This is a genomic window from Sphaerisporangium viridialbum (genome assembly GCF_049674955.1).
GTDB classification, from domain to species: Bacteria; Actinomycetota; Actinomycetes; order Streptosporangiales; family Streptosporangiaceae; genus Sphaerisporangium; species Sphaerisporangium viridialbum.
Map to the genome: position 1 here is coordinate 6,824,724 of NZ_CP187232.1, position 23,872 is coordinate 6,848,595.

Here is a 23,872-nt window from a genome sequence, read left to right on the forward strand (position 1 = left end):
CACCGGTCGTACGAGCCGGCCCGGCCCGCTCTGGATCGAGCGGTGGCCGGCGGCCCGTGCCTCCATGCCGCATGCCATGAAGCCGTGCCCCCTTGCCTTGGGGGCACGGCGGCACGATCGACGACATCAACGGTGTCCGGCCGCGGGGACGACCGGCACCCACGGCGGCGGTCGGCCGCCGTGACACGGCTCAGCGCTCGTCGCCCCTGCGGCGCCAGCGCTCCTCCATGCGTTCCATGAAGCCGGGCCGGTTGGCACGTCGCCTTTCCGGCTGCCCCGGGGCACCCGGCCTGGCTTCACCGCCGAACCCGTTCATGCGTTTCCAGCTGGACAGACCCCACAGACACGCGGCGAGCATGACCACGAAGCCGCCGACACCGAGTGGGATAATCGGTGCCACGACGCCGACCATCAACAGGACGACACCGAGGACAAAGCCGATGGAGGCTTTCACCAGGCGACGCTTGTAGTGGTTGCGTGGATCACTGATCCGAACGGTATTGGCCCACTTCGGGTCCTCGGCGTAGAGGGCCTGCTCGATCTGGTCGAGCAAGCGCTGCTCGTGCTCAGAGAGCGGCACGGCGCCTCCCAAGGACGGCCCCTTGACGGGGAAGACGGCAACGGGCACCACAGGGTGTCCGGACCTCGCGGTCGGTTATCCCCAGAATACGAGGCTGTAGACGTAGGCGAAAGAAAACGTCCAACGTAGACCAAACCGGAGGTGACGTCATAGATCTATTCCATCAAACGGAGGCCGAACGAGCGAGGCCGGGCGGACGGCTTCCGGGCCGAACCTCCGCATCGCCTTGTCCATGGCCATTTCGGCCTCCCGCCAGCCTGTTTCGCGCTCGCCGAGGCCGAGCTGGCGCGTCGCGGTGCCCGCCGGACGGAGGTTCTCCACCCTCACACCGACCAGGCGGAGGCGCACGCGATCGAGCCCGGCGGCCCCGTAAAGGTCGCAGGCAGTGGCATATATCTCTTTCGCAACATCTGTCGCCTCGCGGAGGGTGCGGGAACGGGTGATCGTCGTGAAGTCGGAACGGCGGAGCTTGACGCTGATGGTGCGGCCCACGTGACCGCCGTCGCGCAGCCGCGCGGCGACCCGCTCGGACAGCCGGAGCAGCTCGCGGCGGATGGCCTCGGGGTCGTCCACGTCGTGGGAGAAGGTCTCCTCGGCGCCGATGCTCTTGTCGGGGACGTGCGGGGTGACCCTGCGATCGTCACGGCCCCAGGCGAGGGCCGCCAGATGCGCGCCGACGGCCCCGAACTCGCGCTGAAGGGTCGCGGGTGGCACCTGGGCCAGATCGCCCACGGTCTTGATGCCGAGCCGCACCAGGGCCTGCTCAGTGCGCTCCCCGACGCCCCACAGGGCCGCGACGGGGAGCGGATGGAGGAACTCCACCACCCCGGCGGCGGGGACGACCAGGAGACCGTCGGGCTTGCAGTGCCGGGAGGCGAGCTTGGCCACGAACTTGCTGCTCGCCACGCCCACCGAGCAGGTGATGCCGTGGCGCTCGGCGACCTGGGCGCGGATCAGCGCGGCGATCTCGGCGGGCGGCCCAAGCCTGCGCAGGGCCCCGCCGACGTCGAGGAAGGCCTCGTCGGAGGCGATCGGCTCGACCTCGGGGGTGATCGCGTGGAAGATCTCCATCACGCCCTTGGAGACCGCGGAGTACTTCCCGTGGCTGGGCGGGATGACCACGGCCTGCGGGCAGAGGCGGCGGGCGCGCGTCATCGGCATCGCCGAGTGCACTCCGTACGCGCGTGCCTCGTAGGTGGCGCTGAGCACGACCCCGCGGGCGCCGGTGGCCCCGATGATCACCGGGGTGCCCTTCAGCTCGGGACGGTCGAGCAGCTCGACGCCGGCGAAGAAGGCGTCCATGTCGACGTGCAGGATCGGGCACCCGGTGTCGTCGGCCAGCGGCGCCCGGCCAGGGCCATGACCCTGCCCTGGCTCCGACCGCAGGACCTGCTTGCGCGACACAGGGCAATCCTAACCGAACAGGCGTTCTACCAGTGGCTCGCGGCGGCGGCCTCCGCCCGCGGCGCTCATCGGTGACCGAGAACGTGGAGCTGGGTGGCGATGTCGCGGAGCACGGGATGGGCGGCGGCGGCCTGCTCCAGCGCGATCAGCGCCTGGGCCGCCCCCGGCTCGCCGTCGAGCAGGCGGCCCGGCACGAGGTCGGCGAAGACGCGCACGCCCCTGGCCTCTCCGGGCGTGAACCCGGCGGCCGAGAGCAGGCCCGCGAGCGCTTCGCCGCTGAACCTGCGGGGCGTGGGGTCCTGGTCGCCCCATCTGCCGGAGGGATCGGTGAGCGCCTGCCTGGCCTCGTCGAAGTGGCCGGAGAGCGAGCGGTGGATCGCCGTGGCGACCGGGTTGGCCGCGAGCACGCTGACGACCCCGCCGCGCCTCAGCAGGCCCGCGACCGCCGACAGCGCGCTCTCGGGGTCCTCGACGTACTCGAGGACGCTGTGGCACAGCACCAGGTCGGCGCACCCGGGCTCCAGCAGGTCGCGCAGGTCGGCGGTGTCGCCCTGGATGCCCTTGACGCCCACCCCCGCCTCGGCGGCCCGCCGCTCCAGGCCCGCCAGCGAGTCGGGGCTTGGGTCGACCACGGTGACCGCGTGGCCGAGCTCGGCGAGCGGCACGGCGAACCCGCCGGTGCCGCCTCCGGCGTCGACGATGTCGAGCCGCTCACGCCCGGTGGCGCCCTCGCGCTCGGCCAGCACGGCGCGAAGCGCTTCCCAGACCACGGCGGTGCGTACCGCCGGGGACGTGGCCGCCTGGCGTGTGGCGCCTTCGGTGCGCAACTTCAGCTCGCCTCCTTGAAGCATGTCGGTCGGCCCCAGCCTACGCCGGGCGCCCCCCGAGCCGCGGCCGCAGGCGGGTCAGAGGGCGAGGGACGGCTTGAGCTGCTTGAAACGGGCCAGCAGGCCGTTGACGAACTGCGGGGACTCGTCGGTGGACAGCTCAGAGGCGAGATGGACCCACTCGCTGATGACCACCGCCTCGGGGATGTCAGGGACCCACAGCAGCTCGTAGGTGCCGGCCCGCAGGAGGTTGCGGTCGACGGCGGGCATGCGGTCGAGGGTCCACCCCTCGGCGTAGGTGGAGATCAGCTCGTCGATGCGCGACCGGTGACGGTTCACGCCCTCGACCAGCGTCGAGGTGTACTCGTTGACCGGCGGCTCCGCCCGCTCGACGCGCTCGGCCAGCACGTTCGCCGGAGGCTCGCTGCGCAGCTCGGCCTCGAAGAGGATGTCCAGCGCGCGCCTGCGCGCCTTGCCCCGAGCCGACACCTCAGGCCCGGCCGAGGTACTCGCCGGTGCGAGTGTCGACCTTCACCCTTTCGCCGGTCGTGATGAACAGCGGAACCTTGATCTCGGCGCCGGTCTCCAGCGTGGCCGGCTTGGTGCCGCCGGTGGAGCGGTCGCCCTGCAGGCCGGGCTCGGTCTGGGAGACCGTCAGCTCGACGGCCGCCGGAAGCTCGATGTAGAGAACGTTGCCCTCGTTGACCGCCACGGTCGCCAGGGTGTTCTCGAGCAGGTAGTTGGCGGCGTCGCCCACGGTCGCCCGCGAGACGTTGAGCATGTCGTAGGTCTCGGTGTCCATGAAGACGAACTCTTCGCCGTCCATGTAGGAGTACTGCATCTCGCGCTTGTCGACGTTGGCCACCTCGACCTTCACGCCGGCGTTGAAGGTCTTGTCGACCACCTTGCCGGAAAGCACGTTCTTGAGCTTGGTGCGGACGAAGGCGCCGCCCTTGCCCGGCTTGACGTGCTGGAAGTCAACCACGCTCCACAGCTCACCACCGTCGAGCTTGAGCACCAGGCCGTTCTTTAGGTCGTTGGTCGTCGCCACTCGTTTTCTCCTGCGTCGTCATGGTCGCGCTCGCTCGGCCGCCGTCCTGCGGTCACAGGATCAGCAGCTCCTTGGTCGTGCGGGTGAGGAGTTCCGGCCCGCCGGCGCGCGTCACGAGGGTGTCCTCGATCCGGACGCCGCCCCTGCCTGGCAGGTAGACGCCGGGCTCGACGGTGATCGGAACCCGATCCTCAAGTCTACCGGCACCCGCAGGACGCAGGAACGGGTCCTCGTGGATCTCCAGGCCCACGCCGTGCCCGAGGGGGTGGACGAAGCGCTCCCCGTATCCCGCGCCCTCGATCACCCCGCGCGCGGCGGCGTCCACCTCGCCCAGGCCGGCGCCGGGCGCGAGCGCGTGCCGCCCGGCCCGCTGCGCCTCGCGGACCAGGTCGTACAGCTCCCGCTGCCAGTCCGATACGCCGCCCACGGCGACGGTCCTGGTCATGTCGGCGTGGTACCCCTCGTACAGCGCGCCGAAGTCCATCGTGACCAGGTCTCCGCGCTCGATCGGCCGGTCGGAGGGCGAGTGGTGGGGTATCGCGCCGTTCGGCCCGCTCGCCACGATCGTGTCGAAGGCCGGCCCGTCGGCGCCGAGCTCCGCCATGCGGGAGTCCAGCGCGCGGGCCACCTGCTTCTCGGTCATGCCCGGCGCGATCGTGCCGGCCACCTCGGCGAAGGCCCGGTCGGTCAGGTCGCACGCGGTGCGCAGCGCCTCGATCTCGGCCTCGTCCTTGACCACCCGCACCCGCTCCACGAGCCTTTCGACGGCGGGCAGCTCGCCGCCGAGGCTCTTGTACTTGGCCACGGACATGTCGTGCGCCTCGATGCCCGGCCGCCCGGCCGCCTTCACCAGGGCGCCCGCCACGTCTCTCTGCTCGATGACCTCGACGCCGGAGCAGACGCGGCGCGCCGTCTCGATGTAGCGGGAGTCGGTGGCCAGCACGGCGGACGCGTCGTCCCTCACCAGCACGGCGGCGTTCGAGCTGACCAGCCCGGTCAGGTACCGCACGTTGACGCCCCGGGTGACCAGCAGCGCGTCCACGCCCTGCTCGGCCAGCAGTGCGGCGAGCAACGCACGCCGCGATTCATGAATGACGGACATGTCCCAGACTGTACGGCCTGACCGGTCCCGCCCGCCGGAGCCGCCGGCTCGCGCGTGAGGGGGGTCACTCGGGCTTGGCCTCGACGGTCCTGGACGAGCGCAGCGGCAGCTCGCGCAGGAACAGCACCGCGAGGAAGCCCAGCACGGCCGCGGGGAGGGACGCCAGGAACACCGCCTGCATGGCCCGGGTGAAGGCCTCGATCACGATGTGCTGGAACGCGGGCGGGAGGTGGCCGATGGCCTCGGGGGTGCCGAGGTTCAGCCCGCCGCCCGGCGGCACGGGGATGTGACTCGCCGACAGCATGCCGGTGATCTCGTCCCGTACCCGGTTGGTGAGGACGGCGCCGAGGGCGGCGACCCCGACCGAGCCGCCGAGGTTGCGGAAGAAGGAGATGCCGGACGTGGTCACGGCCATGTCCCTCGGCTGGGCGGCGTTCTGGGCGGCGAGGATCAGCACCTGCATGCTCAGGCCGAGGCCGACGCCGAGGACGGCGATGTCGGCGCCGATCAGCCAGCGGCTTGAGTCGGTGTGCAGCAGGGAGAGCAGCGCCGTGCCGACGGCGACCAGGAGCAGGCCGGCGACCGGGAAGATCTTCCAGCGGCCGGTGCGGGTGACGATCCGGCCGGAGCCGATCGAGGCGACGAGCAGGCTCACGACCAGCGGGGTGGTCATGATGCCCGACATGGTGGGGCTCATCCCCTTGACGATCTGCAGGTACTGCGGCAGGTAGATCATCACCCCGAACATCGAGACGCCCACCAGCAGCGACGCCGAGCCGGCGAGCACGAAGGTGCGGTCGCGGAACAGGCGCGGCGGCAGGATCGGGTCGGCGGCGCGCCGCTCGGCGAGGACCGAGAGGCCGAACAGGACCGCGGCGGCGGCGCCCAGCCCGTAGGCCCAGGCGGAGTTCCACGCGAACTCGTGGCCGCCGAAGGAGAGCATCAGCATCAGGGCGGAGGCCCCGCCGGTGAGCGTGAACGCCCCCCACCAGTCGATCCGGGCGTCGCGCGGGTCGTGGTCGAACCTGAGCACCTTCTGGACGACGGCGAACGCGACCACGGCCAGCGGGACGCAGACGTAGAAGCACCAGCGCCAGCCGAGCCAGGAGGTGTCCACGAGGAAGCCGCCCAGCAGGGGGCCTCCGACGGTGGAGACGCCGAACACGGCGCCGATGTAGCCCGAGTAGCGTCCCCGCTCCCTCGGCTCCACCACGTCGCCGAGGATCACCTGCGTGAGCGCGGACAGGCCGCCGGTGCCGAGGCCCTGCACCGCGCGGGCGGCGATGAGCGTGCCCATGTTCTGCGAGAGCCCGGCGATCATGGAGGCGGCGACGAACAGCCCGAGGGCGACCTGGAACATGCGCTTGCGCCCGAACAGGTCGGAGAGCTTGCCCCACAGAGGAGTGGAGGCGGTCATGGTCAGCAGCGTGGCGCTGGCGACCCAGGAGAGCTGGTCCTGGGCGCCGAACTCACCGACGATGGTCGGAAGAGCGGTGGCGACCACCGACGTGGAGATCATCGCGGTCAGCAGGGCGAGCATCAGCCCCGACATGATCTCCATGATCTCGCGGTGGGTGTAGGTGCGTCGTTCCCCTGAATCGCCGTGCGCGCCCGCTAAGGCATCATCCTGCACTACCACCACAGGCCCCCAAAAATCGATGTCTTTACCAAGGTTTTGTAGTAGGCGCTTGTTTACCTGTCAAACAACTACACTGCGTCATATAGGGCGAAAAGGGGGTATAGGTGGTTGCTTTGGCACAGGTACGTGACCGTGAGGCCACAACGCGGCGGATCCTCGTGGCCGCCCGGCACCTGTTCGCCGAGAACGGCTACGACCACGTGACCGTGCGCATGATCGCGGCGGCCGCGGAGGCGAACGTCGCGCTGATCAACCGCTACTTCGGGTCCAAGGCCCGGCTGTTCGCCGAGGTCCTCGCCGGCGAGTCGACGATGGAGTCGGTCATCGAGGGAGACCTCGACCTGCTGCCGCGGCGGCTGGCGGCCCACATGGCCCACCGGCTGAGCGCGGGCGCCTCCGACCCGATCGTGCGGGTCATCGACCGCGCGGGAACGAGCCCGGAGATCAGGGCGGTGCTGCGCGCCAGGGTGGAGTCGGCGATCGCGGGGCCGCTCGGCGAGCGGCTGACCGGGCCGGGGGCCGAGGAGCGCGCGCTGCTCGCCGCGTCGATCATCCTCGGCGGAGGGTCGCTCCGCCGCGTGCTCGGGGCCGACTCGCTGCGCGGAGCCGACCCCGCCTACCTGGAGGAACGGCTGACGGCGATCTTCACCGCCTGCCTTCTCCCCTGAATCGGCCGGGTCAGGCCGCCAGGTCCTTGACCTTCTCGACGAGCTTGAGGCGCTCCTCGTGGGTGCCGGCGACCGGGTTGACGTTGATCGTGGTGACCCCGGACTCCTTCAGCGCCGCGAGACGGTCGCGCACGAAGCCCTCGGAGCCGATCAGCGACATCTTCTCCAGCAGCTCCATGGGCACGAGCGCCGCGGCCTCGTCCTTCTTGCCTTCGAGGTAGAGGTCCTGGATCTGCTCGGCCTCCTTCTCGTAGCCGTAGCGCCGGGCGAGGTCGTTGTAGAAGTTCCTGCCCTTGGCCCCCATGCCGCCGATGTACAGCGCGGCCATCGGCCTGCCGAACTCCAGGTAGCCGGAGACGTCGTCGCCGATCGCCAGGGTCGCCTGGGCGATGACGTCCAGCTCGCCGAGCTCCTCCGCCCGCTTCGCCCTGCCCGCGGCGAGCGAGGCGCCCCACACCCCGGCGGCCTTCTCGGGCACGTAGAAGATCGGCTCCCAGCCCTCGGCCAGCTCGGCGGTCAGCTCGACGTTCTTCGGGCCGATGGCCGCGACCACGATCGGGACGCGCGGGCGCACGGGGTGGTTGATCAGCTTGAGCGGTTTGCCGAGGCCCGTGCCCTGCTCGGCGGGCAGCGGCACCGTGTAGTGCCTGCCCTCGTGGGTCAGCCGCTCGCGCCGCCACACCTTGCGGCAGATCTCGATCACCTCGCGGGTGCGGCCCAGCGGCGCGGTGTACGGCACGCCGTGGAAGCCCTCGACGACCTGCGGGCCGGACGCGCCGATGCCGAGCACGAAGCGGCCGTCGGAGACGTAGTCCATGCCGGCCGCCGTCATGGCGAGCAGCGTGGGCGTGCGCGAGTAGATCGGCAGGATGCCCGAGGCGATCTGCAGCCGCTCGGTCTTGGCGGCGATGTAGCCCATCTGGCTCACGGCGTCGAAGCTGTAGGCCTCGGCGACGAAGACGATGTCGAGCCCGGCGCTCTCGTAGTCGGCCAGCTCCGCCACGGTCTCCTTGAAGCCTCCGGCGTAGTTCAGGGCCATGCCGATGCGCATCCCGCGTCCTTCCCGTCCAAGGCAGACCGAATGATGTTCCGGTAAGTGCACGGCCAGGCTATCGAGTCGCCTCGTCGCGGCCAACCCCAGGTGCCACGTCCCCCTCGGCCCGCCCGTCGCGCCGGGACGCCGCCGCGGTCCCCGAGAGCCGGACGAGGTCGTCCTCGGTGTCGATGTCGGCCGGATCGCCCACGTCGTCGCACGGGACGAGCGTGACCAGGCCCGGATGCGCCCGCAGGAAGGGACGGGCCCCGACGTCTCCGACCGCGAGCCTGCCCACCTCGCCGAAGTGCTCCCTGCCGATCAGCACGGGGTTGCGCATCGCGCCGCCGTAGGTCGCCGCGGCCACCGCCGCGCCGCCCCGCCTCGCCTCGATCAGGCGGCGCACGGCCTCCGCCCCGATGAGCGGCTGGTCCACCAGCGCGATCACGACGGCCCCCGCGGACAGCGGCAGGGCGTCCAGCCCGACGCGCAGGGACGAGCCCATGCCGGTCGCCCAGTCGGGGTTGCGCACGGCCACCGCGGCGCGGACCTGCACGGTGACGGCTCCGAGTACCACTACCACCGGGTGGCAGCCGCCCTCGTGGAGCAGCCGCGCGCCACGGTCGACCAGCCGCTCGCCCTCGAACTCCACGGCCGCCTTGGGGGTGCCGAGCCGGGAGCCCTGCCCGGCCGCGAGCAGCAGCCCCGCGCATCCCGATCGGGCGGGCGCGTTCACCGGCCCGCCCGGCCCGCGCCGCCGTCAGGGCCGTGCTCGTCCCTGCCGCCCATCCCGTGGATGCGGCCCCTGGTCTCGGTCAGCGCCCTCCCCGACCCGCCCCAGCGGAGCTGGATCAGCTCGGCCGCGATCGACACCGCCGTCTCCTCCGGGGTCCGCGCGCCGAGGTCGAGGCCGATGGGCGAGCGCAGCCGCGACAGCGCCTCCTCGGGCAGGCCCGCCTCGCGCAGCCGTGCCAGCCGGTCTTCATGGGTCCTGCGCGACCCCATCGCCCCGACGTACCCCGCGCCGGTACGCAGGGCGACCTCCAGCAGAGGCACGTCGAACTTCGGGTCGTGGGTGAGCACGCAGATGACCGTGCGCTCGTCGACGTGGGCGGTCGAGAGGTAGTCGTGCGGCCACTTCACCACCACCTCGTCGGCGTCGGGGAAGCGCTTGGCCGTCGCGAAGACCGGGCGGGCGTCGCACACCACGACGTGGTAGCCGAGGAACTTGCCGACCCTCGCGACCGCCGCGGCGAAGTCGATGGCCCCGAAGACCAGCATGCGCGGCGGCGGGGCGAAGGACTGGACGAAGACCGAGAGGTCGTCCAGCCGCCGCTCGCCCTCGGGGCCGTAGCGGCGCACACCGGTCAGACCCTGGGCGAGCATGCCGCGCGCGTCGTCGTCCACTGCGGCGTCGAGCCTCGGGATCCCGAGCGAGCCCGCCGCGCGGTCTGCCCACATCACCCTGCGGGCGCCCACGCGCCCCGGCCCGGACAGGATCGTCGCGACGGCCACCGGCTCGTGCCGCCGCACCGAGTCGGCGATCTCGCCGAGCTCTGGGTAGGTGTCCCTCGACACCGGCTCGACGAGGATGTCGATGATGCCCCCGCAGGTCAGGCCGACGGAGAAGGCGTCGTCGTCGCTCACCCCGTACCGCCGCAGCGCCGCGCGGTCCTCCCGCACGACCTCCTGCGCCAGCTCGTACACCGCGCCCTCGACGCAGCCGCCCGACACGCTGCCGACGGCCTCGTCCCCGAACACGGCCATGGAGGCGCCGGGCGGCCTCGGCGCGCTGTGGAAGGTGTCGACCACCGTGGCGAGGCCGAACCGCTCGCCCGCGGCCCACCACCGCACGATCTGCGACAACACATCACGCATGAGACAGCCTTTCAGCGAGCTCCTCGAAAGCGGCCAGGCTGTGCCCGGCAACGAAGGCCCCAACGTAGGGCAGGGCCGCTCGCATCCCGCCGGTCAGCGGCTCGTAGCCCTCGTGGCCCTTGTGGGGATTCACCCAGATCACCCGGTGGGCGAGCCGCGACAGCCGGGCCATCTGACTGCCGAGCAGGGAGGGGTCGCCCCGCTCCCACCCGTCGGAGGCGATCACGACGACGGCCCCCCGCGCCCGCGACCCCTGGTCGAGGAACTCCTTGAGCTCCTCGCCGAGCCGGGTGCCGCCGTTCCAGTCGGGGATGGCGGCCGACACCTCGCGCATCGCCGTGCCGGGGTCGCGGTGGCGCAGCTCGGCGGTGATGCGCGTGAGCCGGGTGCCCGCGCTGAACACCTCGGTGGCGCGCGGCTCGCACCGCACCAGCACGTGGGCGAACCGCAGCATCGTGTCGGCGTACGGCGCCATCGACCCGCTGACGTCGACCAGCAGCACGACGCGGCGCGGCCGCGCCCGGTGGGTCCTGCGGCGCAGGCGGGCCGTCTCGCCGCCCCTGCGCAGCGTCTCCCTGATCGTCCTGCGGGGGTCGAGGCGGCCGCGGTGGGCCGGGGTGAACCTGCGGGAGCGGCGCCGCTCCCTGCGCGCGCGCATGATGGCGAGCAGTCGGTGGATCTCGGCCAGTTCGGCGGCGGTCATGCGGGCGATGTCCCGCCGCCTGAGCACCTCGGTGCGGCTCGCGGTCGCGGGCACGGCCTCCTCGTCCCCGTCCCCGTCCTCGTCCGGCCCGGCTCCGTCCAGGGAGACCGTGTGCCGGGTGACGGTCACCACGGGCGGCGCGGCGCGGGCGGCGCGGGGCCGCTCGCCGCCGAAGTAGGCGGCGAAGCACCGGTCGTAGCGGGGAAGGTCGTCGGGGCCCGCGCACAGGGTGAGCCGTCCGGCCCAGTAGACCGCGTCGCGGCCGGTGACGTCGAGGTGGCCGGCCGCCCGCAGGAGGTTCTGCGTGCGTTCGTGGTCGGCGGCGACCCCGGCCGCCCGGAGCGTGCGGGCGAAGCCGGTCAGCGTCGCGGTGAGGCCGTCCGCGCCGGGAGGATCGGCGACCTGGAACGCCGGGTGGTCATCCATGGCGGAGAAGCCCGTTCTTGAGCACGGCCTCCTGGTCCTCGCGGTACTTCAGCACCGCGCCGAGGGTCGCCGCGGCCAGCCCGGGGTCGAGGTCGCGGGCGCCGAGGGTGAGCAGCGCCTCGGTCCAGTCGAGGGTCTCGGCGACGCCGGGCGGCTTGACCAGGCCGGCGCCGCGCAGGCGCTCGGCGGCGCGCGCGACCTGGCCCGCGAGGATCTCGGTGCACTCGGGGAGCCGGCGGAGCAGGATGGCGACCTCGCGCTCGAACGCCGGGTGCTCCAGCCAGTGGTAGAGGCACCGGCGCTTCAGCGCGTCGTGCACGTCGCGGGTGCGGTTGGAGGTCACGATCACGACCGGAGGGGTCTTCGCGCTGATGGTGCCGAGCTCCGGGATGGAGATCGTGAAGTCGGACAGCACCTCCAGCAGGAACGCCTCGAACTCGTCGTCGGCACGGTCGATCTCGTCGACCAGCAGCACGCTCGGCTGGGTCTCAAGGGCCCTGAGCAGCGGGCGGGCGATCAGGAAGCGCCGGTCGTACAGCTCGCCCTCAAGGCGCACGGCGTCGCCGGCGCCGGTCGCGCCGGTGGCCTCGGCCGCCTTGAGGTGCAGCAACTGCCGGGCGAAGTCCCAGTCGTAGAGGGCCTGCGCGGCGTCCAGCCCCTCGTAGCACTGCAGGCGGATGAGCGGCGCGCCGAGGACGGCGGCGAGCGTCTTGGCCAGCTCGGTCTTGCCGACCCCGGCCTCGCCCTCCAGGAACAGCGGGCGGCCCATGCGCAGCGCCAGGAAGCACGCCGTCGCCAGCCCCTCGTCGGCGAGGTAGGCCTGCGCGTCGAGCAGCTCGGCGAGCCGGCCTGGGGTTTCGATGTCAGACGCCCGCAGTGACCTGTGCAACACCCCCTCAGATTACGCGGCACCGGTGGCGCGCGGCTGCGGCCGAACTCGCCAATCGAACTGGCCGAAAGGACCCGGCGGTATGAAGTCGGGGACAAAAACCTATTGACTTGGTAGGAAATGGCGTTAATTATGCGATGGACGCCGCACCGCGACAACCCCCCTGCGAGGTTCCCTCGATGCCCACCCCCGCACTGGACGTTCAGGCGGCACGCGAGCCCACCCGGCCCGCCGTACCGCCGGTGACACCCGACCGACCCCCACGCCCGAGGTCCGCCCGCGCGCCGGGCCGCTCCAGGGCCTGGCGGCGGTGGATCAGCCCCCTGGCCGTCGTCGCCGTCTGGCAGATCGCGAGCGGCACCGGGCTGCTGTCGGAAGACCTGCTCGCCGGTCCCACCACGATCGCCGCCACCACCGTCGACCTGGTCACCAGCGGCACCCTCCCCACCGCCATCGCCGTCTCGCTCCAGCGGGTGGCCGCCGGGTTCGTGCTCGGCGGGATCGCCGGAGTGCTCCTCGCGCTGGTCGCCGGGCTCAGCCGGGCGGGCGAGAACGCCGTGGACCCGCTCATGCAGATGCTCCGCGCCCTGCCCTTCTTCGGACTGATCCCGCTGTTCATCCTGTGGTTTGGCATCGGCGAGACCCCCAAGATCACTCTGGTGGCGCTCGCGGTCTCGTTCCCCCTCTACCTCAACACCTTCGCGGGCATCCGCGGGGTGGACGGCAAGCTGGCCGAGCTGGCGCGCACCCTGAGACTCGGCCGCGCGGCGCTGATCCGCCACATCGTGCTGCCAGGGGCGCTCCCCCAGACGCTGGTCGGGCTGCGGCAGAGCCTCGGCGTCGCCTGGCTCGCCCTCATCGTGGCCGAGCAGGTCAACGCCGACGCCGGGCTCGGATACATGATCAACGACGCCCGTGAGTTCCTCCGCACCGACGTCATCGTGGTCGGGCTGCTCGTCTACAGCGCGCTCGGCCTGCTCACCGACGCCCTCGTACGGCTGCTGGAACGGAGGGCGCTCTCATGGCGGCGCGGCTTTCTGGGCGAGTAGCCGGGGTGCGGGGCCTGACCCGCCGGTTCGGCGACCGCACCGTGCTCGACGGGCTGGACCTCGACATCCGGGGCGGGGAGTTCATCGCGCTCCTCGGGCGGAGCGGGTCGGGCAAGTCGACCCTGCTGCGCGCGCTCGCCGGGCTCGACCCCGGCGTGGACGGCGGCCTGGAGGTGACCCCCTCGGTCGCGGTCGCCTTCCAGGAGCCGCGCCTGGTGCCCTGGAAGCGCGTGGAGGCCAACATCGCCCTCGGCCTCACCGCCACAGGCGCAAGGGAACGCGCCCGGCGGGCGCTCGCCGAGGTCGGCCTCGCCGAGCGGGCCGGCGCCTGGCCGCTCACGCTGTCGGGCGGCGAGGCCCAGCGCGCGAGCCTCGCCCGCGCGCTGGTCAGGGAGCCTGAGCTGCTCCTGCTCGACGAGCCGTTCAGCGCGCTGGACGCCCTCACCCGCATCACCATGCACCAGCTCGTCCTGCAGTTGTGGGCCGCGCACCGCCCGGCCGTGCTGCTGGTCACCCACGACGTCGACGAGGCGCTGGTGCTCGCCGACCGCGTGCTCGTCCTGGACGAGGGCAGGATCGCCCACGAGGCCGTCATCGCCGCCGCCCGCCCGCGCCACCGCGACCATCCCGAGCTCCTTTCCCTGCGCACCCGCCTGCTCACCGCTCTCGGCGTGGCTCCGGAAGGACACCCCACCCCCGAACGGCCCGAAATCCCGGAGGCACAGCGATGACCACCACGACCCGCCTCACCCCGGAGGCGACACGATGATCGGCAAAGCGGCCCGGCTGCTCGGGGCGTTAGGCGTGGCCGCGGTGCTCGCCGCGTGCGGGAGCACCGCGGGAGGGGGCTCCACCGGCTCCGCCTCCGGCGGCTCGGGGATCACCCTCAAGATCGGCGACCAGAAGGCCGGCTCGCAGGTGCTCCTGGCCGCCGCCGGCGAGCTCGACAAGCTGCCGTACAAGGTGACCTGGGCGCAGTTCCCCTCCGGGCCCCCGCTGCTCGAAGCGGTGAACGCCGGGGGCGTCGACCTCGGCGCCGTGGGCAACACACCGCCGATCTTCGCGGCGGCGGCAGGCTCGAAGGTCGCCGTCGTGGCCGCCGACCGGCAGAACGTCGCGGGCGCGGCCATCGTGGTCCCCCCGGGGTCGGCCATCACGGCCCCCGCCCAGCTCAAGGGCAGGCGCGTCGCGGTCGCCAAGGGCAGCTCGGCGCACTACCACCTGCTCGCCGTGCTGAAGAAGGAGAACCTGACCTTCGACGACATCACGGTGAGCTACCTGCAGCCCGCGGACGCGCTGGCCGCCTTCACCTCCGGGCAGATCGACGCCTGGGCCATCTGGGACCCCTACACCTCCCAGGCCCGCCTGCAGAACAAGGCCCGGCTCCTGGTGGACGGCACCGGCTACGTCAACGGCTACAACTTCCAGGTCGCGGGCCAGGCGGCGCTCGCCGACACGGCCAAGGCGGGGGCGATCCGCGACTACCTCACCCGCCTGCAGCGCGCCAAGATCTGGGCCAACTCCCACCAGGCCGAGTGGGCCAAGGTCTGGGCCAAGGAGACGGGCCTGCCGGTGGAGGTCACGCTGGCCGCCGCCGGCAACCGGACCACCACCCCAGTGCCGATCGACGACGCCCTGGTGGCCTCCGAGCAGGAGATGGCCGACGCCTTCACCGCCGGCGGGCTGCTCCCCGGGAAGATCGTCTTCGCCGACTTCGCCGACCGCCGGTTCAACGACATCGTCAAGAAGGACACCTGAGCAATGTCTTCGAAGGATCTGAGGTTCCACTGGTTCCTGCCCACCTCCGGGGACAGCCGCGCGATCGTCGGCGGCGGCCACGGGCTCCAGCGCGGGCACGGACGGCCCACCGCCAGCGCCTTCCGGCCGCCCACCATCGACTACCTCGGCCAGATCGCCAGGTCGGCCGAGCAGCTCGGCTTCGAGGCGGTGCTCACCCCGACGGGCACCTGGTGCGAGGACGCCTGGCTGGTCACCGCCGCGCTCACCCAGCAGACCACGCGGCTGAAGTTCCTCGTGGCCTTCCGGCCGGGCTTCGTCTCCCCCACCCTGGCCGCCCAGATGGCCGCGACCTACCAGCGGATCTCCGGCGGGCGCCTGCTGCTCAACATCGTCACCGGCGGGGAGAGCACCGAGCAGCGCCGTTTCGGCGACCATCTGTCGAAGGACGAGCGGTACGCGCGCACCGACGAGTTCCTCTCCATCGTGCGCGGGGCCTGGAGCGGCACCCCGTACGACTTCACCGGCGCGCACTACCAGGTGGAGGGCGCCACGGTGGCCGAGCGGCCCGACCCGGTGCCCGAGCTGTACTTCGGCGGCTCGTCGGCGGCTGCGGGCACGGTCGCGGCGCGGCACGTCCAGACGTACCTCACCTGGGGCGAGCCGCCCGCCCAGGTTGCGGAGAAGATCGCCTGGGTGCGGGGACTCGCCGCCGGGGAGGGACGGACGCTGAGGTTCGGCATCCGGCTGCACGTCATCGCCCGCGACACCTCCGAGGAGGCGTGGGCGGAGGCCGGCCGCCTGCTGGACGCGATCGACCCCGCCGACGTGCGCACGGCGCAGCAGACGCTCGGGCGGAGCGACTCGGTCGGGCAGAAGCGCATGCTCGCCCTGCACGAGGGCTACCGGCGCGACGGCGGAAGCGTCCACGACCTGGAGGTCCACCCGGGCCTGTGGGCGGGCGTCGGGCTCGTGCGCGGCGGAGCGGGGACGGCGCTGGTCGGCAGCCACGCCGAGGTCGCCGACCTCGTCGAGGAGTACGCCGACCAGGGCATCACCGAGTTCGTCCTGTCCGGCTACCCGCACCTGGAGGAGGCCTACTGGTTCGGCGAGGGGGTGCTGCCTGAGCTGCGCCGCCGGGGCGTCCTCGACCGCACGGGGGAACCCGTCCGGCTCACCGCCTGACCTGATCACGCGTTTTCGAATGCGTACGAGGGAATTCCCGCCTCGGCCCCGGCGGGAATTCCTCTCTCAACTCCCGCTGTAAGGAACGTTTTCCCGTGCACATAATGCGCCAGGCGGTGGAATTTAAGATGCTTCTCATGGTTTAACCGTTCGGGAGCGAGGATCGCCGTTCATCCAATTCATGAGGAACGGTCGCCGAAGGCGTATTCCAGCGGCGGGACGATCGCGCGGGCGTCCACGCCCGCCGGCCACCTCGGGACCATGAGCGCCACCATCGCCTCCAGGAGCCCCGCGCGTTCCAGGCCGCCGCCGTCGACCGGCTCGCATCCTAGGTCGGCGACGAGCGACGGGCCGTGCCGCCCGGGCGACGAAACAGCCGACCGGCAAGAAGAATTCGCCGAAGCGTCATCCGGAGGCCCTTCGACTCCGAATCATGTTTGAACGGGAGCACCACGTTCTGTAAACGCGATGTTGACTCGGGTTTCCGACGAAGGGAAGCTGTCATAGTGGCCTCCACGCACGCCGTCCCCTCCCACGTGCCGCACCGCGCCGCCGCGAGGCTGAGAGAGCCGCGCCTACGCCACGGAGGCCCGGCATGCGACCAGTGACCGTGAGCGCGCTGACGCTGGCGCAGGTCCAGCAGAGCCACGGCAGGACGTGGGAGATCCTGGACTTCTACGGCGGCTGGGTTGCCTACCGGCGTCACCCGTGGTCCAGCGCCGCCGCGGCGTTCGGCGTCTCCAACGTGCTCGGCGCCGACAACCTGGAGGACCTGGCCCGCCAGCTCGAGGAGCAGGCCGCGGCCGAGGCGCGCCGCAAGAGCCGCCATCCCCCCACCGGGGCCGGCTGAGACCTACGGGCCCCGTCGGCCACCGCCGTCCTCTCCCCTTGGCCCGGCGTCCCGCGGCGACGCGGGCGACCGGGCCACGGAAGGCGCCTGGGCGGGTGTCCCACCCAGACGTGTGGAGGCCCGTCCGATCACGCGCAGTTCCACCGGATGCCCTGGAAGGTCTTGTGCCTGGACCACTTCCAGGACCTGGTGTGGCCGTAGCGCGCCACGATGCACGGGCTGTCGGGACCGTAGGCCTCCCTGACCTGGAAGCTGATGCCCCCGCGGCAGTTCTTGTTCGTGACGTAGACGGTCTGCGTGACGGTCCCGACGGTGTGCCGCCAAGGCCCGCACCACTTGGCCGCCTTCGCCTGGCTTGAGGAGGCCGCGGCACTGGTGGACGCGGAGGCGGTGGAGGCCGTGCTCTGGGCGTTCGCCGAGGGGGCGGACGCCACCAGGCCGGCGCCTGCGGCGGCGATGGTCAGCGCGGCGAGGGAGGTGCGGAGCCGGGCGCGAGTCGCGATCATTGTCGGCTTCCTCTCATCTGGACGTTGCCTGGACGAGAGGAAGGTAGGACGTAGCGTGTTGAGTCCGTGTTGAGGATGCGTTGAGTCAGCGGGAGAGCAGGACGAGCGCCGCCTCGCGGCCCTGCTCGTCGCCCACGGAGTCGAAGGCCTTCAGTGCTTCCCCGGCCATTTCGCGGGCCAGGCCGCCCGCCCCCTCCGCATGGTTCACCCGGGCGAGCGCCAGCAGGGCGTGCGCGTCGAGCAGCCGGTCGCCGAGCCGTACGGCGATGCCCCTCGCCTTCTCCGCGCATTCCCTGGCCTCGGGCACCTGGCGCTGCGCCAGCCGTACCGAGGCCAGCTCCAGCAGGGTGTCGGCGTGGCGGTGACGATCACCGAGACCGGCGAAGTGCCCGGCGGCGCCGGCGAGCCGCTGGGCCGCCTCCTCCGGGCGCCCGGCCCTGTGCAGCACCGTGCCGAGCGCCTGCAGCGCCTCCGCGGTGCCCCTGGCGCTGCCGCCCAGGGTGTGCAGGCACGCGGTGAGAGTGCGCTCGGCCTCGCCGAGGCGGCCCTGATCCAGAAGCACCTGGCCGAGCCTGCGCTGGGTGTGCGCCACGTCGCGGCTCCTGCCTTCGCGCCGGAGCATGTCCAGCGCCCGCGTGAGCAGGTCCGAGGCCTGGTCCCACCGGCGCCGGGCCCGGTGCAGGTCGCCCTGGTCGCGAAGGATCAGCGCCTCGGCGCGGACGTCGCCGGTACGGCGGGCCGCGTTCAGGCCCGTCTCGCAGACCTGGTGCCAGTCGTCGAGGAACCTCCACCGTTCCAGGAAGGGCACGAGCAGGTGCGCGAGCCGCCACGCGCCGTCGTCGAGGAGGACCCCGTGCAGGTCGTCGACCAGGCAGACCAGGAAGGCCCGCTCGGCGGCCAGCCACTCCACCGACTCCTTGATGTCCCTGGTGGCGAAGTTCCCCGGGGAGGGGGCGCTGGAGACGAGGGTGAACCTCGAAGTCCGCACCCGGGCCACGGCGACGGCCTGGAGCTTCGCGAGCTCGGCGCGCACGACCTGCACGCCGTCCTCCTCCACCAGCCGTTCGCGGGCGAAGAGCCGGGTCAGATCGTGCAGCCGGTAGCGGACCTGCCCGGCCACGTCCACGGTGTGCGCCACCAGCAGGCCGGCGTCGAGGAGTGCGTCCGCCTGGTCGCCGAAGATCTGGGCGGCCCAGTCGGCGACGTCGGGGGCGGACAGCGTCCCGAGCAGGCGGAGCAGGCGCCTGGCCTCCCGCGACAGGCCGTCGTAGCCGATGGCGTACACGCTTCTGACCGTCTGGTCGCCCGAATGGAGCCGGTCCAGCCGCCTGGACTCGTCCTCCAGCAGGCCGGCCAGGTAGCCGGGGGTCCAGCCGGGCCTGGCGGCGAGGCGGGAGCCGGCGACTCGCAGGGCGATCGGCAGGCCGCCGCAGAAGCGCACCACCTTCCGCACCCCCTCGTCCTCCGCGCGCTCCTGCCCGATCAGCTTGACGAGCAGGCCGCACGCCTCGTCGTCGTCGAGCACGCCGAGCGGCACCCGTACGGCGCCGGTGAGCCCGCCGAGCGCGGACCTGCTCGTCACGATGGTCGGGCAGGAGGTGAGCAGCGGCCGCACCTGGGACTCGTCGGCGGCGTTGTCGAGCAGCACGAGCATGCGGCGGTTGGCGGTGTAGGTGCGCAGGAGCTTCTGCCTCTGGTCGAAGGCCGCGGGGACGGCCTGGGCGGGGCAGCCGAGCCAGCGCAGGAAGTCCTCCAGGATCGCGGCCGGCCTCGTCGACTCGCGCAGGTCGGCGTAGAGGATGCCGTCGGGGAAGCGGTCGCGATGCCGCCAGGCGGCGTGCACGGCGAGGGCCGACTTGCCCACGCCGGCCTGGCCGTGCACGACGACCAGGCCGGAGATCAACTGGTCGAGCAGGTCGGCCCGGCCGGTGAAGTGGGCCACGTCGCGCGGCAGCAGCACCGGCGGGCCCGCCGAGACGTGCAGCATGACGTCGTCGTGCAGCATGCGGTGGTAGAGCAGCTGCAGCTCAGGATCGGGTTCGATGGCGTGCCCGTCGTCGAGCTGGTCACGCAGGGCGCCATAGGAGGCGAGCGCCTCCACGCGCCGCCCGCTGCGGTACAGCGCGAGCATGTACAGGCCGCGTAAGCTCTGCCGCAGCGGGTGCCGCGCCACGAGCGTCCCGAGCTCGGCCAGCAGCGTGCGGTGGTGGCCCCCCTCCAGATCGAGGTCGATCCGGCGTTCCACGGCGAGCAGGCGGAGCTCTTCGAGCTCCTCGCGCAGCCGCCGTGTCTCGGCCCAGCGTTGGGCGTCGGGGTCGACGTCGGCGAGGACGGGGCCGCGCCACAGGCTCAGCGCCTCCCGCAGCTTCGCGCCGTCGCGACCGCTCGTGCCCTCGTGCACGAGCCGCCGGAAACGGCCGACATCGACCTGGTGGTCCTCGATGGCAAGGGTGTAGGTGCCCGACACGGTGGTGATGACATCCTTGCCCACGAGCTGCCGCAGCCGGCCGATATAGCCGCGGATCAGGGAGTCGGACCTGTCGCCGTCCTCTCGCGGCCACAGCAGCTGACGCAACCGCCCGGCGGTGAGCGGTCTGCGCGCGTTGAGCAGGAACAGTGCCAGCAGATCACGGTGCTTCGGCACGGTCGGCGTGCGATCCTCCGCGCCGTCACGTACCTCTAATGGCCCCATAATCCGGAATTCCACGGCAGATCCTCCCGATCATCGGCCTAGCGGCGGTCGGGGGCCTCGCCGTACTGGTGGATGAGCGCGCGCAGCTCGGTCACGGCCTTCTGCGAGCGGCTCTTCTCGGCGCCCTGGATGCCCATGGCGCCGACGCTGGAGCCGTCCGCGAGGTCGAGCTTGGGCCACGGCTCCCCCTCGGGGAGGTTCACCCCGAGCACTTCGGGCCATTCGTACCGGTGGACCCGTACGGCGTTGACGACCGTCACGCCCCGCTCGTCGGCCTCGACGCGCAGCCGCCCGAGCAGGTGCAGGACGAACGCGACCAGGCAGCCGAAGACCACCAGGCCGATCTTGTCGGGCAGCCTGAACGGCGGAGGCAGGAGCACCGCGAGCACGATCGAACCGGCCACCATCACGGTGGCGAAGCCGTACGCCAGGATCCTGGCGCGGCGCGGACGCCAGATGACCGGCAGGGGCGGGAGGTCGCTCTCAGGCACGGCGGCCCGTCCGGTGGGCGCGGCAGGTTGATCGGCGCGGCAAGTTCCTCATCCCTTCAGATCACGCAGGACCAGAGCTGTCTCGAGCGCCGCGACCGTTGCCTCGTATCCCTTGTCCTCGTGACTTCCGGGCAGGCCCGCACGGTCGACGGCCTGATCAAGGTTGTCACACGTGAGGACCCCGTTGCCCACCGGAGTCGACTCGTCCAGGGACACCCGGGTCAGTCCCGATGTGACCGAGTCGCAGACGTACTGGAAGTGGGCCGTCTCGCCCCGCACCACGACGCCGAGCGCGACGACGGCGTCGCACCGCCTGGCGAGGGCCTGCGCCACGACCGGGATCTCCAGCGAGCCCGCCACCCGCACCGCCACGCTGGCCGCGCCGCACTCCTCGGCGGCCCGCTCCGCGCGGGCCAGGAGCTGGTCGGTGATCCGCTCGTGCCACCGGGCGACCACGATGCCCACGGTCAGCCCCCGCGCGGCGACGGGGGTGGGCTGGGGGCGTCCCTCGCCGCTCATCGGCCCTCCCCGCGGAACTCTCGCTTCCACCGGCCGCGTGTGGTGCGTTCGACCCCGCTCATCGGACTCCTTCGATCTGGTGGCCGAGCCTGTCGCGCTTGGCCGTGAGGTACTTGATGTTGTACTCGTTGGCGGCCACCGGCATGGGCGCGCGGCCGAGCACCTTGATGCCGTAGCCGTCGAGGCCGCGCAGCTTCGCGGGGTTGTTGGTCAGCACCCGCACCGACTTGACCCCGAGGTCGGCCAGCATCTGGCCGGCGTTGGAGAACTCGCGCGCGTCCACGGGAAGGCCGAGCTCCAGGTTGGCGTCCACGGTGTCGCTGCCGTTGTCCTGGAGACTGTAGGCCTTCAGCTTGGCCAGCAGCCCGATGCCGCGCCCCTCGTGGCCGCGCAGGTAGACGATGACGCCCCTGCCCTCCGCCGCGACGGCGCGCATGGCGTGGTCGAGCTGCACGCCGCAGTCGCAGCGCAGCGAGCCGAGGACGTCGCCGGTCAGGCACTCGGAGTGCGCGCGCACCAGGATGTTCTCGCCGTCGCCGAGGTCCCCGTAGACCAGGGCCATGTGCTCGCCGCCGTCGATGCCGCTGGAGAAGCCGTACGCGCGCCACAGGCCGTACCGGTTCGGGATCTCGGTGACGGCGACCCGCACGACCACGCGCTCGGTGCGGCGGCGGTGCTCCGCCAGCTGCTCGATGGAGACGAGCGCGAGGTCGTGCTCGTCGGCGAACCTGCGCAGCTCGGGCAGCCGCGCCATCGTGCCGTCGTCGTTGACGATCTCGGCGAGCACCCCCGCGGGGGTGAGCCCGCCGAGCCGCGCCAGGTCGACGGCCGCCTCGGTGTGGCCGCGGCGGGCGAGCACCCCGCCGTTGTGGTAGCGCAGGGGGAAGATGTGGCCGGGACGTACGAGGTCGAAGGGCTCGGTGGCCGAGTCCGCGAGGGTGCGGATGGTCTTCGCCCTGTCGGCGGCGGAGATGCCGGTGGTCACGCCGTCGCGCGCGTCCACGCTGATCGTGTACGCCGTGCGGAGCCGCTCGCGGTTCTGGTGGACCATCAGCGGCAGGCCGAGCCGGTCGAGGTCCTCGCCCAGCATGGGGACGCAGATGACGCCGCTGGTGTAGCGGATCGTGAAGGCCAGCAGCTCGGGGGTGGCCTTGGACGCGGCGAAGATGATGTCGCCCTCGTTCTCGCGGTTCTCGTCGTCGACGACCACGACGGGCCGGCCCTCGCGTATGTCGCCGATCGCGCGCTCGATCGGGTCGAGCGTGATGTCGCTCATGCTGTGACTACCTCCAGCCGGCGGCTGTACTGCCGCCGCCATTCGCGGATCCCGAGCAGAACCATGACGAAGAAGACGCCGTAGACCACGCCGGAGACGACGAGGCCGGAGCTGAACGCCAGGGGGACGCCGACCACGTCCACCGCGATCCAGATCCACCAGAAGTCGATCAGCGCCCGGCCCTGGGCGTAGGTGGCGATGGCGCTGCCGACGAAGATGTAGGCGTCGGGGACGGGGGCCCACGACCACCCGGTCGCGGTGAAGAAGAGGGCGACCAGCGCCGTGGCGGCCACCATGACCGCGACCAGCGTGACCCGCTCGCGGGTGCTCCCCGGACGTACGGGCAGCGTCTTGCCCTCCTTGATGCCCCGCGACCAGCGGAACCACCCGTACAGGGCGAGCACGCCGAACATCGCCTGCTTCAGCGCGTTTCCGGTGATGTGCGCCTCGATCGAGGCGGCGAACAGCAGCACCGAGCCGGCCAGTTGCACGGGCCAGGTCCAGATGGTGCGCTTCATCGCCAGCCACACGGTCGCGAGCGCGCAGATGTTCCCGACCAGGTCGGCCCAGAGCACGTGCTGGCCCGCCAGGGTGAAGCCCGCCTCGGCCCAGCTCACGACGCGGCCCCCTGGGCGTGCGCGCCGACGAGCTTCTCGACGTACTTGGCGATCACGTCGACCTCGAGGTTCACCGGGTCGCCCGGCCGCTTGAAGCCGAGCGTGGTGAGCTGGAGCGTGGTGGGGATGAGGCTCACGGCGAACCGGTCGTCCTCGACGCTGACCACGGTCAGGCTGATGCCGTCGACGGCGATCGACCCCTTCTCGACCACGTAGCGGCCCAGGCCGGGCGGAAGCGAGACGCGCACGACCTCCCAGTGCTCGGCGGGCTCGCGGGACAGCACCTCGCCGGTGCCGTCCACGTGGCCCTGCACGATGTGGCCGCCGAGCCGCTGGTCGGCGCGCACGGCGCGTTCGAGGTTGACGCGCGTGCCGGGGGTGAGGGAGCCGAGCGAGCTGCGGTCGAGGGTCTCCTTCATCACGTCGGCGGTGAAGGTGTCGCCGCCGGCGTCCACGACGGTCAGGCAGACCCCGTTGACCGCGATGGACTCGCCGTGGCGGGCGCCGGGGGCGACGATCTCGCCGCGGATCGAGAAGCGCGCCGCGTCGGGCAGCACCTCGATCCCGGCGAGCTCGCCGAGCTCCTCAACGATTCCAGTGAACATCAACGCTCCTTATGCGATGCGACCGTGCGGGGAGCCGGAAGCCCGGGCCGATCGGATCCTGCGTGAGGAAGCAACCTATGAGGACCCGCGCGTCTTCCACGGCGACAGGGGAAGCCGGGGAAGAGGCGAGGACGGCGCCGGGCGC

25 protein-coding genes are annotated in these 23,872 nt (G+C 72.1%); 6 read left to right on the forward strand and 19 right to left on the reverse strand.

Features of this window, described 5'->3' with window-relative positions; all coding sequences use genetic code 11:
* Nucleotides 1-190 precede the first annotated feature (190 nt).
* The 7 genes from ACOZ38_RS30925 to ACOZ38_RS30955 form a co-directional block, all read right to left on the reverse strand.
* Entirely contained in the window at nucleotides 191-580 is a 390-nt protein-coding gene (locus ACOZ38_RS30925; protein WP_405151717.1) for a DUF3040 domain-containing protein, read from the reverse strand.
* Between the two features lie 147 nt (nucleotides 581-727).
* Entirely contained in the window at nucleotides 728-1,984 is a 1,257-nt protein-coding gene (gene dinB / locus ACOZ38_RS30930) for a DNA polymerase IV (RefSeq protein WP_424534639.1), read from the reverse strand.
* Nucleotides 1,985-2,049: 65 nt separating this feature from the next.
* Nucleotides 2,050-2,835, reverse strand: a complete 786-nt coding sequence (locus ACOZ38_RS30935; protein ID WP_424534640.1) for a methyltransferase domain-containing protein — start codon at nucleotides 2,833-2,835, stop codon at nucleotides 2,050-2,052.
* A 54-nt stretch (nucleotides 2,836-2,889) separates the two neighbouring features.
* Complete coding sequence (nusB, locus tag ACOZ38_RS30940) at nucleotides 2,890-3,300, reverse strand: transcription antitermination factor NusB (protein WP_405151721.1); 411 nt, start codon at nucleotides 3,298-3,300, stop codon at nucleotides 2,890-2,892.
* A 1-nt stretch (nucleotide 3,301) separates the two neighbouring features.
* A complete protein-coding gene (efp, locus tag ACOZ38_RS30945; protein WP_405151723.1) occupies nucleotides 3,302-3,862 on the reverse strand; it encodes an elongation factor P in 561 nt (186 codons plus the stop codon).
* A gap of 52 nt (nucleotides 3,863-3,914) precedes the next feature.
* Nucleotides 3,915-4,964, reverse strand: a complete 1,050-nt coding sequence (locus tag ACOZ38_RS30950) for a M24 family metallopeptidase (protein ID WP_424534641.1) — start codon at nucleotides 4,962-4,964, stop codon at nucleotides 3,915-3,917.
* 64 nt (nucleotides 4,965-5,028) lie between these two features.
* The gene (locus ACOZ38_RS30955) at nucleotides 5,029-6,525 is read right to left on the reverse strand and encodes an MDR family MFS transporter (RefSeq protein WP_424534642.1); all 1,497 of its coding nucleotides are present in this window, start codon (nucleotides 6,523-6,525) and stop codon (nucleotides 5,029-5,031) included.
* Between the two features lie 191 nt (nucleotides 6,526-6,716).
* On the opposite strand from ACOZ38_RS30955, the gene ACOZ38_RS30960 reads away from it, so the two are divergent.
* A complete protein-coding gene (locus ACOZ38_RS30960; RefSeq protein WP_405151727.1) occupies nucleotides 6,717-7,271 on the forward strand; it encodes a TetR family transcriptional regulator in 555 nt (184 codons plus the stop codon).
* A gap of 10 nt (nucleotides 7,272-7,281) precedes the next feature.
* Here the strand turns inward: ACOZ38_RS30960 and ACOZ38_RS30965 are convergent, their stop codons facing one another.
* The 5 genes from ACOZ38_RS30965 to ACOZ38_RS30985 are packed head-to-tail and all read right to left on the reverse strand — an operon-like array spanning nucleotide 7,282 to nucleotide 12,203.
* A complete protein-coding gene (locus ACOZ38_RS30965; RefSeq protein WP_424534643.1) occupies nucleotides 7,282-8,322 on the reverse strand; it encodes an LLM class F420-dependent oxidoreductase in 1,041 nt (346 codons plus the stop codon).
* A gap of 58 nt (nucleotides 8,323-8,380) precedes the next feature.
* The gene (locus ACOZ38_RS30970; protein WP_424534644.1) at nucleotides 8,381-9,040 is read right to left on the reverse strand and encodes a nucleotidyltransferase family protein; all 660 of its coding nucleotides are present in this window, start codon (nucleotides 9,038-9,040) and stop codon (nucleotides 8,381-8,383) included.
* Nucleotides 9,037-10,182, reverse strand: a complete 1,146-nt coding sequence (locus ACOZ38_RS30975) for an XdhC family protein (protein ID WP_424534645.1) — start codon at nucleotides 10,180-10,182, stop codon at nucleotides 9,037-9,039. Before ACOZ38_RS30975 ends, ACOZ38_RS30970 begins: the two co-directional genes overlap by 4 nt.
* A complete protein-coding gene (locus ACOZ38_RS30980) occupies nucleotides 10,175-11,311 on the reverse strand; it encodes a vWA domain-containing protein (protein WP_424534646.1) in 1,137 nt (378 codons plus the stop codon). Before ACOZ38_RS30980 ends, ACOZ38_RS30975 begins: the two co-directional genes overlap by 8 nt.
* Nucleotides 11,304-12,203, reverse strand: a complete 900-nt coding sequence (locus tag ACOZ38_RS30985) for an AAA family ATPase (protein ID WP_424534647.1) — start codon at nucleotides 12,201-12,203, stop codon at nucleotides 11,304-11,306. The genes ACOZ38_RS30980 and ACOZ38_RS30985 overlap by 8 nt, the downstream gene beginning before the upstream one ends.
* 176 nt (nucleotides 12,204-12,379) lie before the next feature.
* Between ACOZ38_RS30985 and ACOZ38_RS30990 the strand changes: the two genes are divergently transcribed.
* The 5 genes from ACOZ38_RS30990 to ACOZ38_RS31010 all read left to right on the forward strand — a co-directional run bounded on the left by ACOZ38_RS30990 (nucleotide 12,380) and on the right by ACOZ38_RS31010 (nucleotide 17,021).
* Complete coding sequence (locus tag ACOZ38_RS30990) at nucleotides 12,380-13,249, forward strand: ABC transporter permease (protein ID WP_405151737.1); 870 nt, start codon at nucleotides 12,380-12,382, stop codon at nucleotides 13,247-13,249.
* Nucleotides 13,222-13,980 carry an ABC transporter ATP-binding protein gene (locus tag ACOZ38_RS30995; RefSeq protein WP_424534648.1) on the forward strand — a complete coding sequence of 253 codons (759 nt, stop codon included), beginning with the start codon at nucleotides 13,222-13,224 and terminating at the stop codon, nucleotides 13,978-13,980. Before ACOZ38_RS30990 ends, ACOZ38_RS30995 begins: the two co-directional genes overlap by 28 nt.
* A gap of 34 nt (nucleotides 13,981-14,014) precedes the next feature.
* Nucleotides 14,015-15,007 carry an ABC transporter substrate-binding protein gene (locus tag ACOZ38_RS31000; RefSeq protein ID WP_424534649.1) on the forward strand — a complete coding sequence of 331 codons (993 nt, stop codon included), beginning with the start codon at nucleotides 14,015-14,017 and terminating at the stop codon, nucleotides 15,005-15,007.
* Between the two features lie 3 nt (nucleotides 15,008-15,010).
* Nucleotides 15,011-16,171, forward strand: a complete 1,161-nt coding sequence (locus ACOZ38_RS31005; protein ID WP_424534650.1) for an LLM class flavin-dependent oxidoreductase — start codon at nucleotides 15,011-15,013, stop codon at nucleotides 16,169-16,171.
* 595 nt (nucleotides 16,172-16,766) lie between these two features.
* The gene (locus ACOZ38_RS31010; protein WP_424534651.1) at nucleotides 16,767-17,021 is read left to right on the forward strand and encodes a hypothetical protein; all 255 of its coding nucleotides are present in this window, start codon (nucleotides 16,767-16,769) and stop codon (nucleotides 17,019-17,021) included.
* Between the two features lie 128 nt (nucleotides 17,022-17,149).
* On the opposite strand, the gene ACOZ38_RS31015 is transcribed toward ACOZ38_RS31010, so the two are convergent.
* The 7 genes from ACOZ38_RS31015 to ACOZ38_RS31045 all read right to left on the reverse strand — a co-directional run bounded on the left by ACOZ38_RS31015 (nucleotide 17,150) and on the right by ACOZ38_RS31045 (nucleotide 23,727).
* Nucleotides 17,150-17,527 carry a hypothetical protein gene (locus tag ACOZ38_RS31015; protein ID WP_424534652.1) on the reverse strand — a complete coding sequence of 126 codons (378 nt, stop codon included), beginning with the start codon at nucleotides 17,525-17,527 and terminating at the stop codon, nucleotides 17,150-17,152.
* Between the two features lie 85 nt (nucleotides 17,528-17,612).
* On the reverse strand, nucleotides 17,613-20,171 hold the full coding sequence (locus tag ACOZ38_RS31020) for a BTAD domain-containing putative transcriptional regulator (RefSeq protein ID WP_424534653.1): 2,559 nt from the start codon (nucleotides 20,169-20,171) through the stop codon (nucleotides 17,613-17,615).
* A gap of 86 nt (nucleotides 20,172-20,257) precedes the next feature.
* Nucleotides 20,258-20,710: a PH domain-containing protein gene (locus ACOZ38_RS31025; protein WP_424534654.1), complete on the reverse strand. Its 453-nt coding sequence runs from the start codon at nucleotides 20,708-20,710 to the stop codon at nucleotides 20,258-20,260.
* Between the two features lie 48 nt (nucleotides 20,711-20,758).
* Nucleotides 20,759-21,229: a 6,7-dimethyl-8-ribityllumazine synthase gene (gene ribH / locus ACOZ38_RS31030; protein ID WP_405151752.1), complete on the reverse strand. Its 471-nt coding sequence runs from the start codon at nucleotides 21,227-21,229 to the stop codon at nucleotides 20,759-20,761.
* Between the two features lie 58 nt (nucleotides 21,230-21,287).
* Nucleotides 21,288-22,505, reverse strand: coding sequence for a bifunctional 3,4-dihydroxy-2-butanone-4-phosphate synthase/GTP cyclohydrolase II (locus ACOZ38_RS31035; protein WP_405151753.1), 1,218 nt, complete (start codon nucleotides 22,503-22,505; stop codon nucleotides 21,288-21,290).
* Nucleotides 22,502-23,122 carry a nicotinamide mononucleotide transporter family protein gene (locus ACOZ38_RS31040; protein ID WP_424534655.1) on the reverse strand — a complete coding sequence of 207 codons (621 nt, stop codon included), beginning with the start codon at nucleotides 23,120-23,122 and terminating at the stop codon, nucleotides 22,502-22,504. Before ACOZ38_RS31040 ends, ACOZ38_RS31035 begins: the two co-directional genes overlap by 4 nt.
* The gene (locus tag ACOZ38_RS31045) at nucleotides 23,119-23,727 is read right to left on the reverse strand and encodes a riboflavin synthase (protein ID WP_405151757.1); all 609 of its coding nucleotides are present in this window, start codon (nucleotides 23,725-23,727) and stop codon (nucleotides 23,119-23,121) included. The genes ACOZ38_RS31040 and ACOZ38_RS31045 overlap by 4 nt, the downstream gene beginning before the upstream one ends.
* Between the last annotated feature and the right edge of the window lie 145 nt (nucleotides 23,728-23,872).